The 15107-nt window shown below is 71.5% G+C and carries 12 protein-coding genes and 1 pseudogene; 9 read left to right on the top strand and 4 right to left on the bottom strand.

What is annotated here, in order from left to right:
* Positions 1-80 precede the first annotated feature (80 nt).
* The gene (locus StrepF001_RS17340) at positions 81-1091 is read left to right on the top strand and encodes a helix-turn-helix domain-containing protein (protein ID WP_129799181.1); all 1011 of its coding nucleotides are present in this window, start codon (positions 81-83) and stop codon (positions 1089-1091) included.
* Here the strand turns inward: StrepF001_RS17340 and StrepF001_RS17335 are convergent.
* The 3 genes and pseudogenes from StrepF001_RS17335 to StrepF001_RS17325 all read right to left on the bottom strand — a co-directional run bounded on the left by StrepF001_RS17335 (position 1049) and on the right by StrepF001_RS17325 (position 4050).
* The gene (locus tag StrepF001_RS17335; RefSeq protein ID WP_129799180.1) at positions 1049-2497 is read right to left on the bottom strand and encodes a protein kinase; all 1449 of its coding nucleotides are present in this window, start codon (positions 2495-2497) and stop codon (positions 1049-1051) included. The genes StrepF001_RS17340 and StrepF001_RS17335 overlap by 43 nt on opposite strands.
* On the bottom strand, positions 2494-3234 hold the full coding sequence (locus StrepF001_RS17330; RefSeq protein ID WP_129799179.1) for an FHA domain-containing protein: 741 nt from the start codon (positions 3232-3234) through the stop codon (positions 2494-2496). Before StrepF001_RS17330 ends, StrepF001_RS17335 begins: the two co-directional genes overlap by 4 nt.
* Before the next feature lie 202 nt (positions 3235-3436).
* Positions 3437-4050, bottom strand: a pseudogene (locus StrepF001_RS17325) (hypothetical protein).
* Between the two features lie 321 nt (positions 4051-4371).
* On the opposite strand from StrepF001_RS17325, the gene StrepF001_RS17320 reads away from it, so the two are divergent.
* From StrepF001_RS17320 to StrepF001_RS17305, 4 genes are all read left to right on the top strand, one after another.
* A complete protein-coding gene (locus tag StrepF001_RS17320) occupies positions 4372-5226 on the top strand; it encodes a bifunctional methylenetetrahydrofolate dehydrogenase/methenyltetrahydrofolate cyclohydrolase (RefSeq protein WP_129799178.1) in 855 nt (284 codons plus the stop codon).
* Positions 5216-5710, top strand: coding sequence for a DUF3017 domain-containing protein (locus StrepF001_RS17315; RefSeq protein WP_129799177.1), 495 nt, complete (start codon positions 5216-5218; stop codon positions 5708-5710). The genes StrepF001_RS17320 and StrepF001_RS17315 overlap by 11 nt, the downstream gene beginning before the upstream one ends.
* A 532-nt stretch (positions 5711-6242) precedes the next feature.
* The gene (locus StrepF001_RS17310) at positions 6243-7496 is read left to right on the top strand and encodes an XRE family transcriptional regulator (RefSeq protein WP_240797551.1); all 1254 of its coding nucleotides are present in this window, start codon (positions 6243-6245) and stop codon (positions 7494-7496) included.
* Between the two features lie 317 nt (positions 7497-7813).
* Positions 7814-8803: a malate dehydrogenase gene (locus tag StrepF001_RS17305; RefSeq protein ID WP_129799175.1), complete on the top strand. Its 990-nt coding sequence runs from the start codon at positions 7814-7816 to the stop codon at positions 8801-8803.
* 197 nt (positions 8804-9000) lie between these two features.
* On the opposite strand, the gene StrepF001_RS17300 is transcribed toward StrepF001_RS17305, so the two are convergent.
* Positions 9001-9906 (bottom strand): bifunctional helix-turn-helix transcriptional regulator/GNAT family N-acetyltransferase, encoded by a 906-nt coding sequence (locus StrepF001_RS17300; protein WP_129799174.1) that lies wholly within the window; start codon positions 9904-9906, stop codon positions 9001-9003.
* Between the two features lie 185 nt (positions 9907-10091).
* Here StrepF001_RS17300 and StrepF001_RS17295 point away from each other — a divergent pair, with 185 nt between their 5' ends.
* From StrepF001_RS17295 to StrepF001_RS17280, 4 genes are all read left to right on the top strand, one after another.
* Positions 10092-11864, top strand: coding sequence for a hypothetical protein (locus tag StrepF001_RS17295; RefSeq protein ID WP_129799173.1), 1773 nt, complete (start codon positions 10092-10094; stop codon positions 11862-11864).
* A complete protein-coding gene (locus StrepF001_RS17290) occupies positions 11851-12213 on the top strand; it encodes a hypothetical protein (RefSeq protein WP_129799172.1) in 363 nt (120 codons plus the stop codon). The genes StrepF001_RS17295 and StrepF001_RS17290 overlap by 14 nt, the downstream gene beginning before the upstream one ends.
* Positions 12214-12662: 449 nt before the next feature.
* Positions 12663-13367, top strand: a complete 705-nt coding sequence (locus tag StrepF001_RS17285; RefSeq protein WP_129799171.1) for a hypothetical protein — start codon at positions 12663-12665, stop codon at positions 13365-13367.
* A gap of 207 nt (positions 13368-13574) precedes the next feature.
* On the top strand, positions 13575-15095 hold the full coding sequence (locus tag StrepF001_RS17280; protein WP_129799170.1) for an aldehyde dehydrogenase family protein: 1521 nt from the start codon (positions 13575-13577) through the stop codon (positions 15093-15095).
* Positions 15096-15107: the final 12 nt, after the last annotated feature.

Here is a 15107-nt window from a genome sequence, read left to right as displayed (position 1 = left end):
CCGATGTTGCCCCGCGCCGCCGCGTGCGGCCATGCTGTTGCAGCTGAACGCAACAGCTGAGTTCATCGGGGGAGAACGACATGCTCCGCGTCCACTTCAGCGATGCCGACCTGGCCAGGACCAGGTTCAGCACCGCGTCCGACCCGCTGTGGGACATCGCCACCAGCCTGCACCGGCTCCAGACCCGGCAGGGCCGCTGGGCCCACGCCGAGTGGTACCGCACCACCCGGCGACGGCTCCAGGAGAAGGGGCTGGAGCGGGCGGTGCGCAGCATGCTCATACCGGTGTACCGGAGAGCCGCCTACTTTCCCGACTTCCTGACGCCGTACCAGGCCACCACGGAAGGGCTGGACGCCGGTCTCGAAGCCATCCTCGCCACCCCCGCCCGCCGGGTCCGGGCCGAGGTCGCCCGCCTCCACCGGATCGTCGGGGCGCCCGCGTGGACTGCGCGGCTGGCCGAGCGGGCGGCCCGTGAGGAGCTGGTGCGGCTGCTGCGCGCCTATCACGACGTTGCCATCGCGCCGTACGAGCACCAGGTCCGGGCCCGTATCGAGGCGGAACGGGCGGCGCGGGCCCGGGAGTTGATGGACGGCGGGGTGGAGGGGATGCTCGCCGGGCTTGCGCCCTGGGTGCGCTGGGAGCGGCCCGTTCTGTACGCCCAGTACAACCCCACCGTCGACCGGGATCTGTATCTGGACGGCCGCGGAGTGCTGTTCGTCCCGGCGTACTTCCTCCTCCAGCGGCCGATCTCCTTCGCCGACCCGGGCCTGCCCCCCGTACTGGTCTATCCGCTCGACCACGAGCCGCAGGCGCCACCCCTGTCGCGGGCCCCCTTGACCGCCCTCCTCGGCCGGGCGCGCGCCGCGGCCCTGTACGCCGTCGCCCACGGCGCCACGACCGGGGAGATCGCGCGCGCCATCGGCGTCTCCGCGTCCTCCGCCAGCCGCCATGCGACGGTCTTGAGAGACGCCGGACTCATCACCAGCGGACGGCACGGCGCGTCCGTACTGCACACACTCACCCCCATGGGGGCGGCGCTGTTGCGGGCTCAGAAGAGCGAGCGCAGCACACCCCACAGCGACGGACTGTAGGTGCAACTGCCGACCACCTTGTGCGACAGCGGGGCGTACGTGCCCGCCAGGTTCCCCTGGCTGTTCACGCCGGTGCAGCCGGTGCGCTGTGCGCTGCGGCGGCGGTCGAAGCCGGCGGCGTTGTAGTCGGTGCCGCGGAAGTACACGACACCGTCGAGGTCACGGCTGTCCGCGATGTTGTTGAAGACCGACCGTACGGGGCTGTGCGCGGCCCACGCGCACGTCTTGTCGCCCGACTGCCAGTCCGGGTCGCTGTCCTGCCAGTGGCACATCTTCCCGTTGCCGTAGTGCTCGCTGAAGAAGCAGACGCTGTCGGCCGGGCAGCGGTCGTAGCCGTAGCCGGACGATGACGCGTCGGGTACGGCCACCGCCTCGTACACCGGAGTGCCGTCGTACCGGGTCGCCTGGTGGTGGGCGATGCCGGCCGTGATCCCGAGCCCGGTCGTGACCACGAGGAGGGTGGTGAGGACCCCGGCCAGGACGGGGTGGTGGCGCCAGAAGGGGCGGCGCCGCTTCGGCGGGCGAGGTGAGCGGGCGACCCCGGCCGCCGCCTCCACCCGGCGTAACAACGCCTCGGTGCCGACGCGCTCGGCGTGCGTACGGGCCAGACAGTCCCGGATGATCTCCCGCCAGGTGTCCGGGAGTTCGGCGGACAGGCGCAGCTCCTCCGCACCCCGCGCATACCGCATCGCCGCGTCGCTGCGGGCCTCCGTCGTCCCGCCCGGCAGCGGGAAAGTGCCGGTCAGGACGACATGGGCGAGGACCCCGAAGGCCCACACGTCGGCGGAGGGCCGGATCCGCGTCCCCCGCTCGTCCACCTCCGGCCAGAGCAGCTCCGGCGGCGTGTAGTCGGGGGTCGCGAAGGCGGGGGCGTAGGCGTGCGTGCCTTCCAGCTCGGCCGCCATGCCGAAGTCGGCCAGCCGTACCGAACCGTCCTTCATCAACAGGACGTTGGCGGGCTTGAGATCGCCGTGCACCCAGCCGGCGTGGTGCAGTTGGGCCAGACCCTCGCAGGTCTGCGCGAGCAGGGAGCCGGGATCCTTGGTCGGTACGGCGTCCAGGGATCCCTCGGCCTGTTCCAGTACGAGGACGGTGGCGCCGTCGAGATCCGGGTGTTCGGGGTCGTCGACGGTGAGGGTGTCGTACATCCGGATCAGCCGCGGCGACTGCAGGCGTCCGAGGAACTCGATCTCCCGCTCGGCCAGTTCGCGCAGGTGGCGGAGTTGGCGGGGGGTGCGGGTGCCGGTGGGGAGGAACTTCAGGGCGGCGGTACGGGGTTCGCCGGTGGTACGGCGTCCCGCGTAGACGGTGGCGAACGCACCCGAGGCGAGCGGTTCACGGACCTCCCACTCCCCGACCCGGTAACCCTTGGGGACGAGGACGGCGTACGACTGCTCGTCGCTCATCGGCACACCTCGCTCGCGGGCGCGGTCAGCACGATGAGGTCGTCCTCGCGGACCAGGTCGAAGCGGAGGGCGAGGGAGACCAGGGACTCCTTCTTGCCGTTGACGCGCCGGCCGGGTTCCGCCGTGTCCGGGCCCGGCCGTAGCCGCAGCTTGAGAGCGAGGTAGTCGATGTTCCAGTAGACCGCGGACCGGCTGACCGCAGGCCATGCCGGGCGCAGCCGCTCCACCAGTTGCTCGACCGCGGGGAGCGGGGCGTGCGGTTCGCCGCGCAGCCGGGGCTCGCACAGGGCGGCCAGGACCGCGAAGTACCGCTTGGTGCGGTCGAGGGTGAACGCCGGTGCGGTGACGGCTCCGGCGAGCCCGTGCCGGGCAACGCTGCGGAAGGTGTGGCGCGGCGCCCAGACGTCGAAGGTGAGCAGGTCGCCCGCGGCGGGCAGGACGACGCGCGAGAACTCGAAGGGCACGGGGGCGTCGACCCTGCCGGGGGTGACCTTGATGTGTTCGCCGGCGCCCTCCGGGTTCTCCACGACGTAGGTCTGGTCCTCGCTGCGGTTGCTCAGCAGCCAGAAGGTGCCCTGAGCGGTGATCTCCCCGGCGATCCGGGGGACTCCCCCGTGCGCGATGGTGAGCCCGCCGCCCGTCTCCTCCCTGCCGAACGCGAGCCGCTCACCTGTGCCGATCCTGATCTGTCCGTCCGGACGTGCGCATGCCGGAGGCACGACGATGACGCTGTACATGGACTTGTCCCCTCGCCCAATCCATGAGGGCCACCCTCCCCCAGTCCAACCTGGGGGAGGGTAAGCGATTGCCCCGAGAAGGGAGGAAGGGTGTCCGGGACTCGGTGTGTCGGGGAACGCACCAGGGCCGTGTCCCCACCCTTGCACGGGTGGGACACGGCCCTCGGTGTGAATGGCGCGAACCGTTCCGTCGGCCGGCGGCTCAGTAGCGCGGGCGGCGGAACCACTCGGCGCTGGCGCGCTTCGCGGAGAAGACGATCACCAGGATGGAGATCGCGATGATGATCAGGCCGATGCCATAGGCCGCGATCATGAAGATGCCCGTGACGATCGCGAACGAACCGTAGACGATCGAGCAGACGCGGACACCGTTGCCACCCTTGGCGTACTGGAGCAGCAGCACCAGACCGAGGATCGCGAACACGGTGGCGAGACCGAGGAAGAAGACGACGACGCCCTTGCCCAGATCGGCGATCGCCTCCGCCTCGGAGTCACCGGTGACACCCGCCTCGGCCATGGTCTCGTCCCACTGGCCGAGCGCGACCCCGTACAGCACGGCGATGACCGCATGGGCCAGCGCGATCACACCGAGCATGATCTGCGAGGCGCGGGTGATGCCCGGCATCTGCGCGGGAGCGCCGGGCATGTAACCGCCGCCGTACGGCTGCTGGACGGGCGGGGCCGCCGGGTATCCGTAGCCCTGCGGCGGGGCGCCGGGCGGCGTCTGCTGGGGTAGCCGTAACCGGGAGCGGGGGCCTGGGGCTGCTGGGGCGGCTGCCCGTGCCCATAGGGGTTGTTCGGGTCGCCGAAACTCATGGCGGTCTTTCCTCCGTTTTACCTGGAGTGCGGGGACGAGGCGCGGCCGGATTCGGAGGAAGGTTCTACAGATGCGGTTCGTCCCCCCGGTACTGCCCGCGGCACTGTTCCGACAATCGTTCTTCAGCCACCGTCGGCTTGTCCAGCCGCATTCCGGATGTGTTGTGCAAGTGCAACATCATCGATCATGGGGGACCATGAGGGGATTCATGACGGGATTCATGAGTTGATTCGTCAGGGGACCATGAGGGCCTACGGCGGGACGGGCTCCGGAGTACCCGGATTGGAACCGGGACCCGGTCATCCGGGAGGATGGGGTTCATGACCGCCCAGATTCTCGATGGCAAGGCCACTGCAGCCGCGATCAAGTCCGATCTGACCGCCCGCGTGGCGGCGCTGAAGGAGAAGGGCGTCACGCCCGGCCTCGGCACGATCCTCGTCGGGGACGACCCCGGCAGTCAGAAGTACGTCGCCGGAAAGCACCGCGACTGCGCCGAGGTCGGTATCGCCTCCATCCAGCGCGAACTGCCCGGCACGGCGACGCAGGACGAGATCGAGGCGGTCGTACGGGAACTGAACGAGGACCCGGCCTGTACCGGCTACATCGTCCAACTGCCGCTCCCCAAGGGCATCGACGAGAACCGCATCCTCGAACTCATGGACCCCGACAAGGACGCGGACGGGCTGCACCCGATGAACCTCGGGCGGCTGGTCCTGAACGAGCCGGCGCCGCTGCCCTGCACGCCGAACGGTGTGCTGACCCTGCTGCGCCGCTACGGCGTGGAGATCAAGGGTGCCGAGGTCGTGGTCGTCGGCCGCGGGGTGACCATCGGGCGCCCGATGCCGCTGCTGCTCACCCGGCGCAGCGAGAACGCGACGGTGACCCAGTGCCACACCGGCACCCGTGACCTGTCGGCCCACCTGCGCCGCGCGGACATCATCGTCGCCGCAGCCGGTTCGGCCCACCTGATCCGGCCCGAGGACGTCAAGCCGGGCGCGGCCGTCCTCGACGTCGGCGTCTCCCGCAGCGCCGAGGGCAAGATCGTCGGCGATGTCCACCCCGGCGTCGCCGAGGTCGCCGGCTGGGTCTCCCCCAACCCCGGCGGCGTCGGCCCGATGACCCGGGCCCAGCTGCTCGTCAACGTGGTCGAGGCGGCGGAGCGCAGTGTCGGCTGAGGATGCCGCCCGCAGGGCGGAGGACACTGCCGGGGCGGAGGAGATCGAGGTCCGGGACCCGGTGAGCGCGCCGGACGCCGAGGGCCTGCCCCGGCGGACCACCCGCCGCTTCCCACTGTTCACGCGGGACACGGCGCGCCCCGAGGGCGGTGGCCGCGCCGCACGCGGTGACGCGCCCGCGCCCGCCCGGCAGTGGCCCGTCCTCCTCGTCCTCGGCCTGGTCGGCACCGGCCTGCTGATCACCGCGCTCGACGTCTTCCGCGCCGGCACGCTGGTGATCGGCGGCGCCCTGCTGGCCGGGGCGGTGCTGCGGTGGCTCCTGCCCAGCGTCGGCATGCTCGCCGTACGGTCCCGTTTTACGGACATCGTGACCTACAGCGTGCTTGGCCTCGCGATCGTGCTGCTGGCGTTGATGGCGCAGCCGGACCCGCTGCTGAAGGTCCCCTTCCTGAAGGACGCACTGCACTTCACGGTGGACAGCTGAGACGCTCGGCGCGACGACGACCCGTCCCCTCCCCCGAGCAAGGACGGGCCGCCGCCGCACTCAAACTCCCGCACGGCGAACGGGCTGTTCAACAGCTGTCCGTACGCTGTGGCTCGGAGGTGACCGTTCCGCTACCGTGTCCGCGCCCTGCCACAGTCCTCGGCGTCCTCGGCGCGGTTGCGTCTGGGTGGGAGCGGCACCGCTGGGGCGCCCGAGGTCACCGGTGTGTGTCCGTTGTGTCGATGTATTGACAGTTCCGGGATCCGGGACCAAGGCGCTGCACAGCGGGGCTAATCTGCCCAATCGGGACGGTCCGGGACGTCCCGAGCTGGACCGCGGGCCAGCGGGCGTGCAACGGTGCATGCCCGCGGCGCCAACGCCCCCGTGCGCCCCCACCCCGGGAACTGAGATCCTGACCGGGCGCATCCCTGTGGGTAGCCAGAACGGGGACTCGGCAGAGGGCAGCACGCGCGGGGGAAGAACCAGCACGAACCGGGGGGAAGAGGGGGAAGCAATGCCTCGTTGGAGGGCCTTGCCGGACGAACTCGATCCGCAGGTCAGGGAGTTCACGAGCCAGTTGCGGCGGCTCGTGGACCGCAGCGGCCTGAGCGTCGCGGCGGTGGCCGACCGCACGGGCTACAGCAAGACGTCCTGGGAGCGTTATCTCAACGGCCGGCTGCTCGCGCCCAAGGGTGCGATCGTCGCCCTGGCCGAGGTCACCGGCACCAATCCCATCCATCTGACGACGATGTGGGAGCTCGCCGAGCGCGCCTGGAGCCGTTCGGAGATGCGCCACGACATGACCATGGAGGCGATACGGATCTCCCAGGCCCGTGCGGCACTGGGCGAGTTCGGGGCGCCCCCGGCGAACGCCAAGGGCGGCAAACCGGCCCGCCGGGGCGGCAGCGCGACGGCGACCCCCGGCATCGCGGGACCGGCGGGCGTGTCCCCGACGGTGCCGCCGCAGCCCACGGCGTCCGACGCGGACGCACGCGAGGGCACCGCACGGGCGGCCGGCCCGGGGGCTTCCCCGGGCGGCAACTCGTGGGGGCTCGCGGGATACGCGGGACCCTCGCAGACCGGCGGCCGCGGAGCGGGTTCGCGCACCGGAGCGGGCTCCGGTGCCGGTCGTAGCGCCGGAGCAGGTACCGGAAACGAGAACGGGGCCGGAGCAGGAACCGGCGCCGGTGCCGGATTCGGGACCGGCGCCGCACCGTCGGCGACCCCCGCCGGCCACTCCGGCCGCTCCGGCCGCTCCCCGTCGGGCGGTCGCCCGGCCTCCGGCAGATCGTCGGGCCGACGCCGGCTGACGATGTTCCTCGCGGGAGCCGTCGGCGTGGTCGTCGTGGCCGCCGGCGCGTTCTACCTCATGAACGGCGGCGACGGCGACAAGGACAACGACGCGTCGCCCTCCCCGTCGCCGTCCGTCACCACCGACGCCAACCTGCCGCCGGGCGTGAAGTGCAGCGGCGACAGCTGCACCGGCAAGGACGCGGAGAGCATGGGGTGCAGCGGAGACCTGGTGACCACCGCCAAGACGGCGACCGTGGGCACGACCGTCGTCGAGGTCCGCTACAGCAAGATCTGCGGGGCGGCCTGGGGGCGCATCACCCAGGCGACGCAGGGTGACGAGGTCCAGGTGACCGCGGGCGACGCCCAGCAGAAGGGCTCCATCACGGTCGCCGGCGACGCCATCGCGTACACGCCGATGGTGGCGGTGCGGGACGCGGGCGAGGCGACGGCGTGCACGACGCTGGCGTCGGGACAGGAGGGATGCACGGACTGACGCAGGTCAGCGAGTCGAGCCCGTCCGGTGGAAATTGGCCGGGGGACAGAGGAATGGCCGCCGTATTCCTGGGCACGCGAACCGTACCCCCACGGGAGTCCGGCAACGGTACCCCCACACGGCGGCCGTCCCGTCTCTCCTCTCCCGGACGGGCGGCCGCCGCCTTTCGTGGTGCTGTGGGCTGGGCCACACCGACCCGGACGTCCGGGATCCCGGATGCGCGATAGCCTGACGCTGGATCTCTCTTGACGCCAAGAGATCGATCAAAATAGCCGGGGCAGGGACGCCCCACCGCCAGCTGTCATACGGAGAACGCCATGACCCGCACTCCCGTGAACGTCACCGTCACCGGCGCGGCCGGCCAGATCGGTTACGCCCTGCTCTTCCGCATCGCCTCCGGCCAGCTGCTCGGCGCGGACGTGCCGGTCAGGCTTCGCCTCCTCGAGATCACCCCGGCGCTGAAGGCCGCCGAGGGCACCGCGATGGAGCTGGACGACTGCGCGTTCCCGCTGCTCCAGGGCATCGACATCAGCGACGACCCGAACGTCGCCTTCGACGGCGCCAACGTCGCCCTCCTGGTGGGCGCCCGCCCGCGCACCAAGGGCATGGAGCGCGGTGACCTGCTGGAGGCCAACGGCGGCATCTTCAAGCCGCAGGGCCAGGCCATCAACGCGCACGCCGCGGACGACATCAAGGTCCTGGTCGTCGGCAACCCGGCCAACACCAACGCGCTGATCGCGCAGGCCGCCGCCCCGGACGTACCGGCGGAGCGCTTCACCGCGATGACCCGCCTGGACCACAACCGCGCGCTGACCCAGCTGTCGAAGAAGACGGGCACCCCGGTCTCCGAGATCAGGAAGCTGACGATCTGGGGCAACCACTCCGCCACGCAGTACCCCGACATCTTCCACGCCACGGTCGCCGGCAAGAACGCCGCCGAGGTCGTGAACGACGAGAAGTGGCTGGCCGAGGACTTCATCCCGACCGTCGCTAAGCGCGGCGCCGCGATCATCGAGGCCCGCGGCGCGTCCTCCGCGGCCTCCGCCGCCAACGCCGCCATCGACCACGTCTACTCCTGGGTCAACGGCACCCCGGAGGGCGACTGGGTCTCCATGGGCATCCCGTCCGACGGCTCCTACGGCGTCCCGGAGGGCCTGATCTCCTCCTTCCCGGTCACCACGAAGGACGGCAAGTACGAGATCGTCCAGGGCCTGGAGATCAACGAGTTCTCCCGCGCCCGCATCGACGCGTCCGTGAAGGAGCTGGAGGAGGAGCGCGAGGCGGTCCGCGGCCTCGGCCTCATCTGATCCGCCTGCTTCGGGTATGGGGCCCTGCACTGGTTCCGGCCGGTGCGGGGTCCGTTTGCTCTACGCCTTGAGTACGGCGAGGGCGGGGAGCTCAGGTCGACCCTGCTGCTGGGCTTCGTTCCGGAACTCCTCTGCCGCTGTCCCGGTCATGGCCAGGGGCGCCTCCGGCGGCAGTGCGGCGGCCCCCGGTGTGAGCCTCAGGGGGCGAGCCGTTTCTCGAACCAGTGGCTCGCGTAGACGTGTTCGCCGTACGCCGGGATCTCGGTGTAGCCGCAGGCCCGGTACATCGTCTGGGCCTCGCTGAGGGTTGCGTGGGTGTCGAGGCGTACGACGGTCCAGGAGCGGCGTAGGGCTTCCGCTTCCAGTGTCTGAAGGATGCGGCGGGCCAGGCCGAGGCGGCGGGCGTCGGGGTGAACCCACACGTGCTTGATCTCGCCCGCGCCGGGCGTCAGGCGTCGTAGCGCCCCGCAGCCGACCGGCCGGTCCTCCTCGTACGCGACGAAGAACGCTCCGGCTTCCCCCGACACCTTCTCCGGGGCCACCAGGTCCGAGCGGTCGAAGCCTTCCGGGAAGCGGGCGTCGAGATCGTCGGCGTACGCGTCGAGGCAGGTCCGGGCGTCCGGGGCGTGGGCGTCCACGGGTTTCACCGTGATCGCCGCCAGTCGCAGCAGGCGTGCGGCGGTGGTCATGGCGTCGGTGAGCTGTGCCCGCAGGTCCGGGGCCAGGCCTTCCAGTACGCCCGTGGCGAGCGCGTCGGCCCGGCGGTTCTGTTCCTTGACCTCCGCGTGCCCGGCCGGGGTCAGCCGTGCCATGCGCAGCCGGTTGTCCTCGGGGTGCGCGCTCAGTACGACCATGCCCCGGCCCTGGAGCCTCTTCGTCATCCGGCTCAGATAGCCGGCGTCCAGCCCGAGGCGGGTTCTGAGCTCGCGCAGGGAGATCCCGTCCGGGCCGCCGGCCGTCGCGATCTCGAAGAGCAGGCGGGCCTCTCCGAGTGGCCGGTCCTGACCGAGATAGTGATCGTTCAGGACCCCGATACGGCGTGTGAAGCAGCGGTTGAAGCGGCGGAAGGCCGCTACATGCTCCGTCGACACTGACTCCGTCATTCTTTGACTCTAGTCAAAGGACCGGGTGGGTGCCAGTGGGCTCCGGGAAGCCGGGGCCAAAGCTTGACGCGCATCACAGCAGTACACGCTTGACAATCCGATTTCCTTCGGTCTCGGGCCTCGCCTATGCTGATGGTTCATCAACTCGTCTGTCACCAACGAAACATGCGCATCGGGGGATCGGCGTGAGCACTGGATACGTGCCGCAGCAACCGCACCACACGGACACCCCGACACCGCCCGAGCCGCCACCCACCCCGCCCCACGCCAGTGAGGCGACGCGGCTGTTGTGTGCGGGTGCCTATCTGAACCCCGAGTACCGCGACCGTGTCATCGAGGAGCTGTTTCTCAACGAGCAGCGCCTCGTGGCGCCCTCGCTGGGGTTCGACGTGGCCCGCGTCCTCGCGCATGCGCTGCGCGCCCGGCGGCAGGAACTGCTGTGGTCCGCCGCCGTCCTCGGCCTGTGGGTCGTCGGCATGCCGCTCAGCGGCTGGCTGCTCGCCGGCCTGGTGTGGCCGAGCCTGCTCCTCGCCCTCGCTCCGTGGATCAGGGGCCGCGCCGCCCGGCCGCCCCTGTACCGGCTGTTCGCCGCCTTCCTGGTGCGCTGGTGGGGCCGGTTCACGGCCGCGTTCTGGCTGTTCGCCGTCGGCGGCATCGCCTTCGGGGCCGGGTCGGACGACGACTCCGGTTCGGCGTACGACCCGTACGGCTCCTACGACTCCTACGGCTCCGGTGACGGCTTCGAGACGTCCGACGCCGCCGAGGCCTTCGCCCCGTTCGCCGACCTGTTCTCCGAGGTGGTCGAGCCGTGGCAGGCCTGGTTCGGGATCGCCGTGTTCGCACTCATCGCGCTGTGCGAGGCGGCGCGGCGCGGCCAGTTCGCGCGGGTGCTCGCCGCGGAACTGTCCCCGCGGCAGTTCCCCGACGCGGTGGGCGACCCCGCTGAGCAGGCCGAGGGGCTGCGCTTCCGGCGGCTGATGGGGCTCATCCGGCGGGAACAGCACGCCCCCCTGATCATGTACAACGAGGCGGGACCGTTCTGCGGGGCGGGAGCGCCGTACGACACCTGGGTGCTCGCCGTCGAACTCCGTCCCGACGAGGACAAGAAGCAGCAGCCGATCAGCAACCGGGCGATTCTCGACCGGGTCCGGCCCATGCTCGAACAGCTCCGCGTGCCCGCCGAATACGCGGGCACGGCCGTACGGGACCGGTTGCGGCGGCTGGAGATCGACGAGTGTGTCTTCCTGCCCGTGGAAGGGCTGACGGCGCGTGATCAGGCGCCCTACGCTCCCGAGCAGTTCGAACAGCACCGGCTGCGTTCCGTCGAGGAGGGTGGCGAGAAGCGGCGGCACTTCCTGCGCATCCGCGTCGGCGGCTGGGAGGAGGAGGTGGTCGTCACTGTCTACGTCCGCATCCACACGCAGGGCCGCATGCTCATGCTCGAGGTCGTGCCGCACGTACTGACGCCGGTGCTCGCCGAGTTCAAGGACGCCGACCGCACCGCCCACCGGTTCCGCACCAGCAACGTGCTCGGCAAGGCCGTCGCCGCCGTGGTGCTGGTGCCCGGGTCGGCCGGGCGCGCGCTGGTCACCCTCGCGCGGGGCGCGGCCTACGGGTGGCGGCTGCTGATCGGCGGGCACGGCAACGCGCTGCCCGAGGGGCCCGCCGTGTCGGTGCGGGAACTGGCCTCGGTGGAAACGGGGTCCACCTTCCAGGAGATGGACGTGGCCCGGTACCTGCGCAGCATCCAGGACCGTATCGGGCGGGGAGTGCGACTCGCCCTGTCCGACGCCGGGTATGAGACCGGCGAGTTCGTCCAGAAGATCGTCAACGTCAGCAACGGCGCCGTGCACATCGACCGGGTCGAGGGCTCCACCTTCGCCATCGGTGAGCACGCCAGCGCCACCAGCGGCGGCCCCGGGCCGCAGAAGGGAACCGCGAGCCATGGCAAGCGATGAGCCGAACGTCCGGATCGGAGACGTCTCGGGCAGCACCTTCGCCATCGGCAGCCACGCGCGCGCGGAGAGCCACCACCATGGCGCCCCCGCGCAGCGGGACGAGGCCGCCGAGGAACTGCTGAAGGCGGTGCGTGAACTGCGGGTGGATCTGTCGGGCGGCCGGGTGCGGCAGAGCGAACAGACGGCAGAGCTCGACGCGGCGCTCGCCGACACCGAGGAGGAGATCAACCGGACCGGCGCGGCCGGTGCGGGGCGCCTGCAGCGGCTCCGGGAGCTCCTCACGGACGCCCAGGCCCTGACGGCGCTGCTCGCCTCGGCGGGAACCGTGGCGGGGCTGCTCGGGATGTGACGTGTGCGGGTACATCACGGGTGACTGAGGCGAGGGGGATGTGATGGGTACGGGCACCGGACCGCTGTACTGGAACGAGGAGACCCAGCGGTGGGAGGAGGCCGGGAAGACGTCGGCCGGGGACGGTGCGGCGCACACCGATGGCGGGGTGGGCGCCGCCGTCGCCGGACCGGCCGGCCCTGATGCCGGGGCGGGTGCCGGCGGAGCCGCCGCGGACGTGCCACCTCCTGCCGGGGGTGCCGCGCCTGGCGGTGGTGTCGCCCCGGCCGCGTCTCGCCGCCGCCCCCTCCCCACGTTTCCCCCTCCGTGCCGACCCTCACCGGGATCCAGCGGCCCGGAAGCGGTCCGGAACCCGCGCCCTGGCCGCCGTACGGGACCGCCTACCCGCCTGGGGTCCCGAGCCCGTTCCGGTCGGGCCCCGCAGGGGCGGGCGGGGGAAGGTCTGGGCCGTGCTGGGTGGGGCCGCTGCGGTGGGAGTGGTGGTCGGGCTGGTGGTGACCCTCGTCGTCAGAGACGGGGAGGCGTCCGACGGCCGGGCTGGCGCCGGCAGGGCGGCGGTCTCCGCGAGCGCGTCGCAGAGCCCCGGGGCGTCCGACTCCGGGCTGCCTTCCGATCCCGGTCCGCAGGAGACAGCCACCGGCTCACCGTCCGCCCTGAACAGTGACCTTCCCGCCGGATTCGAGGCGTACGACGACCCCCAGGGCTTCACCGTCGCCCGCCCCACGGGGTGGACCCGCACGACCGTGTCCTCGCAGTACGGCATCGACGTCGTCCACTACCGCAGCCCCGACGGCGGGCGCAGGCTCCAGGTGTTCGAGGTGTCGGAGGCGTCCCCCGAGGAGTCCCACGAACTGTTCCTCTCCGACGCCGTCCCGAAGGGCCCGGGATTCACCGAGCTCTCGCTGGAGAACCTGGACGACGGCGACTTCACCGGCTCCCGGCTGGAGTACCTCGTCGACTCCCTCAAGGGCGAGCCCGACATCGGCACCTGGTATGTCGTCGACGAGCGCTTCATGGCCGCCGACGGCAAGCTGTACGCGATCGCCGCCTACGGAGCGGACGCCGACGGCCGTGACGACGAGCGCGAGCTGCTGCGGACAGCGCTCGGCGCCTTCTGCCCGCCGTACACGACCTGCGGTACGGACGCCGGCTGACCCGCACCGGCCGCGGCTCGTCTCCGTCCCCGCCTGCTCACGCCGTGAGTGGTTTCTTCTGTAATGTCCGCATTTTCCGTGACGCGGCGCACGTTCGGCCGTGAAGGGCGCATGCATTCGGGGCCGTAGGGCAGAAGGACCCGGTCCCGTGGGTGGCTCCTGTGTGACTCACGGGCGCTGAACAGGAACGGAAGGCAGTAACCGATCATGGCGGACAGTACAGAACTTCAGGCGCGCGACACCATCCACGCGGGGGGCGAGTGGCGAGCGGCCGTCTCGGGCGCCACACGCGAGATCCTCGACCCCGCGGACGCCCTGCCGTTCGCCGTGGTCGCGGAGGGCGACGCGAAGGACACCGACCTTGCGGTGGCCGCCGCGCGGCGGGCCTTCGACGAGGGCCCGTGGCCGCACACGCCCGTCGCCGAGCGTGCCGCGCTGCTGCGCCGCGTCGCCGAACTCCTCGTACGGGACCGGGAGAAGCTGGGTCTGCTGGAGAGCCGGGACGCGGGCAAGACCGTCGAGGAGGGGCGCGTCGACATCGACTGTGTCGCCGACGCGTTTCGGTATTTTGCCGACCTGGTCGCCGCCGAGGCGCCGGGCCGGGTCGTCGACGCCGGGTCCAGCGACATCCACAGCGTGGTCGTCCACGAACCGGTCGGCGTGTGCGCCATGATCACACCCTGGAACTATCCCCTGCTCCAGGCCAGTTGGAAGATCGCGCCCGCTCTCGCCGCGGGCAACACCTTCGTGATCAAGCCGAGTGAGATCACTCCGCTGACGACGGTCGCGCTCATCGACCTGCTGGCCGAGGCCGGCCTCCCGGCCGGGGTCGCCAACATCGTCACCGGGCCCGGACACAGCGTCGGCGCCCGCCTCGCCGAGCATCCCGACGTCGACCTGGTCTCCTTCACCGGCGGACTCGTCAGCGGCGTCAAGGTCGCCCAGGCCGCGGCGCCGAGCGTGAAGAAGGTCGCCCTCGAACTCGGCGGCAAGAACCCCAATGTCGTCTTCGCCGACGCCTGCGCCACCGAGGAGGGCTTCGACACCGCCGTCGACCAGGCGCTCAACGCGGCTTTCATCCACAGCGGTCAGGTCTGCTCGGCGGGTGCGCGGCTCATCATCGAGGAGAGTGTCAGGGAGCGGTTCGTCGCCGAACTCGCCCGCCGCGCCGCGAAGATCCGCCTGGGCCGCGGCACCGAGCCGGGCGTCGAGTGCGGCCCGCTCGTCTCCGAGCAGCAGCGCGCGAGGACCGAGGACTACGTCGCCTCCGCGCTGGCCGAGGGCGCGGTGCTGCGCTGTGGCGGCAAGCGCCCCGAGCCGGCCCCGGAGCGGCCCGCGACCGGCTGGTTCTACGAGCCGACGGTGCTCGACCAGTGCCACCGCGAGATGAGGGTCGTACGGGAAGAGGTCTTCGGGCCGGTCCTGACGGTGGAGACCTTCCGCACGGAGGACGAGGCCGTCGCGCTCGCCAACGACACCGAGTACGGGCTGGCCGGCGCCGTCTGGACCGCCGACGCCGGGCGGGCCCGCCGGGTCGCGGGCCGGCTGCGGCACGGCACCGTCTGGATCAACGACTTCCACCCCTACCTGCCGCAGGCGGAGTGGGGCGGCTTCGGCAAGAGCGGCGTCGGCCGCGAACTCGGCCCGGCCGGACTCACCGAGTACCGCGAGGCCAAGCACATCTACCAGAACCTCGCGCCCAAGCCGGTGCGCTGGTTCGCGGGCTGAACCCGCACCCAT

Source organism: Streptomyces sp. F001 (assembly GCF_004187715.1).
GTDB classification, from domain to species: Bacteria; Actinomycetota; Actinomycetes; order Streptomycetales; family Streptomycetaceae; genus Streptomyces; species Streptomyces flavusporus.
The sequence above is the reverse complement of the archived record's forward strand: the minus strand, read 5'-3'. Positions and strand labels throughout refer to the sequence as shown.

What these genes read in the sequence shown, in the direction of transcription:
- StrepF001_RS17340 (WP_129799181.1), top strand. Translation starts at nt 81, where the DNA reads ATGCTCCGCGTCCACTTCAGCGATGCCGACCTGGCCAGGACCAGGTTC.
- StrepF001_RS17335 (WP_129799180.1), bottom strand. Translation starts at nt 2,497, where the DNA reads ATGAGCGACGAGCAGTCGTACGCCGTCCTCGTCCCCAAGGGTTACCGG.
- StrepF001_RS17330 (WP_129799179.1), bottom strand. Translation starts at nt 3,234, where the DNA reads ATGTACAGCGTCATCGTCGTGCCTCCGGCATGCGCACGTCCGGACGGA.
- StrepF001_RS17320 (WP_129799178.1), top strand. Translation starts at nt 4,372, where the DNA reads ATGACCGCCCAGATTCTCGATGGCAAGGCCACTGCAGCCGCGATCAAG.
- StrepF001_RS17305 (WP_129799175.1), top strand. Translation starts at nt 7,814, where the DNA reads ATGACCCGCACTCCCGTGAACGTCACCGTCACCGGCGCGGCCGGCCAG.
- StrepF001_RS17300 (WP_129799174.1), bottom strand. Translation starts at nt 9,906, where the DNA reads ATGACGGAGTCAGTGTCGACGGAGCATGTAGCGGCCTTCCGCCGCTTC.
- StrepF001_RS17290 (WP_129799172.1), top strand. Translation starts at nt 11,851, where the DNA reads ATGGCAAGCGATGAGCCGAACGTCCGGATCGGAGACGTCTCGGGCAGC.
- StrepF001_RS17280 (WP_129799170.1), top strand. Translation starts at nt 13,575, where the DNA reads ATGGCGGACAGTACAGAACTTCAGGCGCGCGACACCATCCACGCGGGG.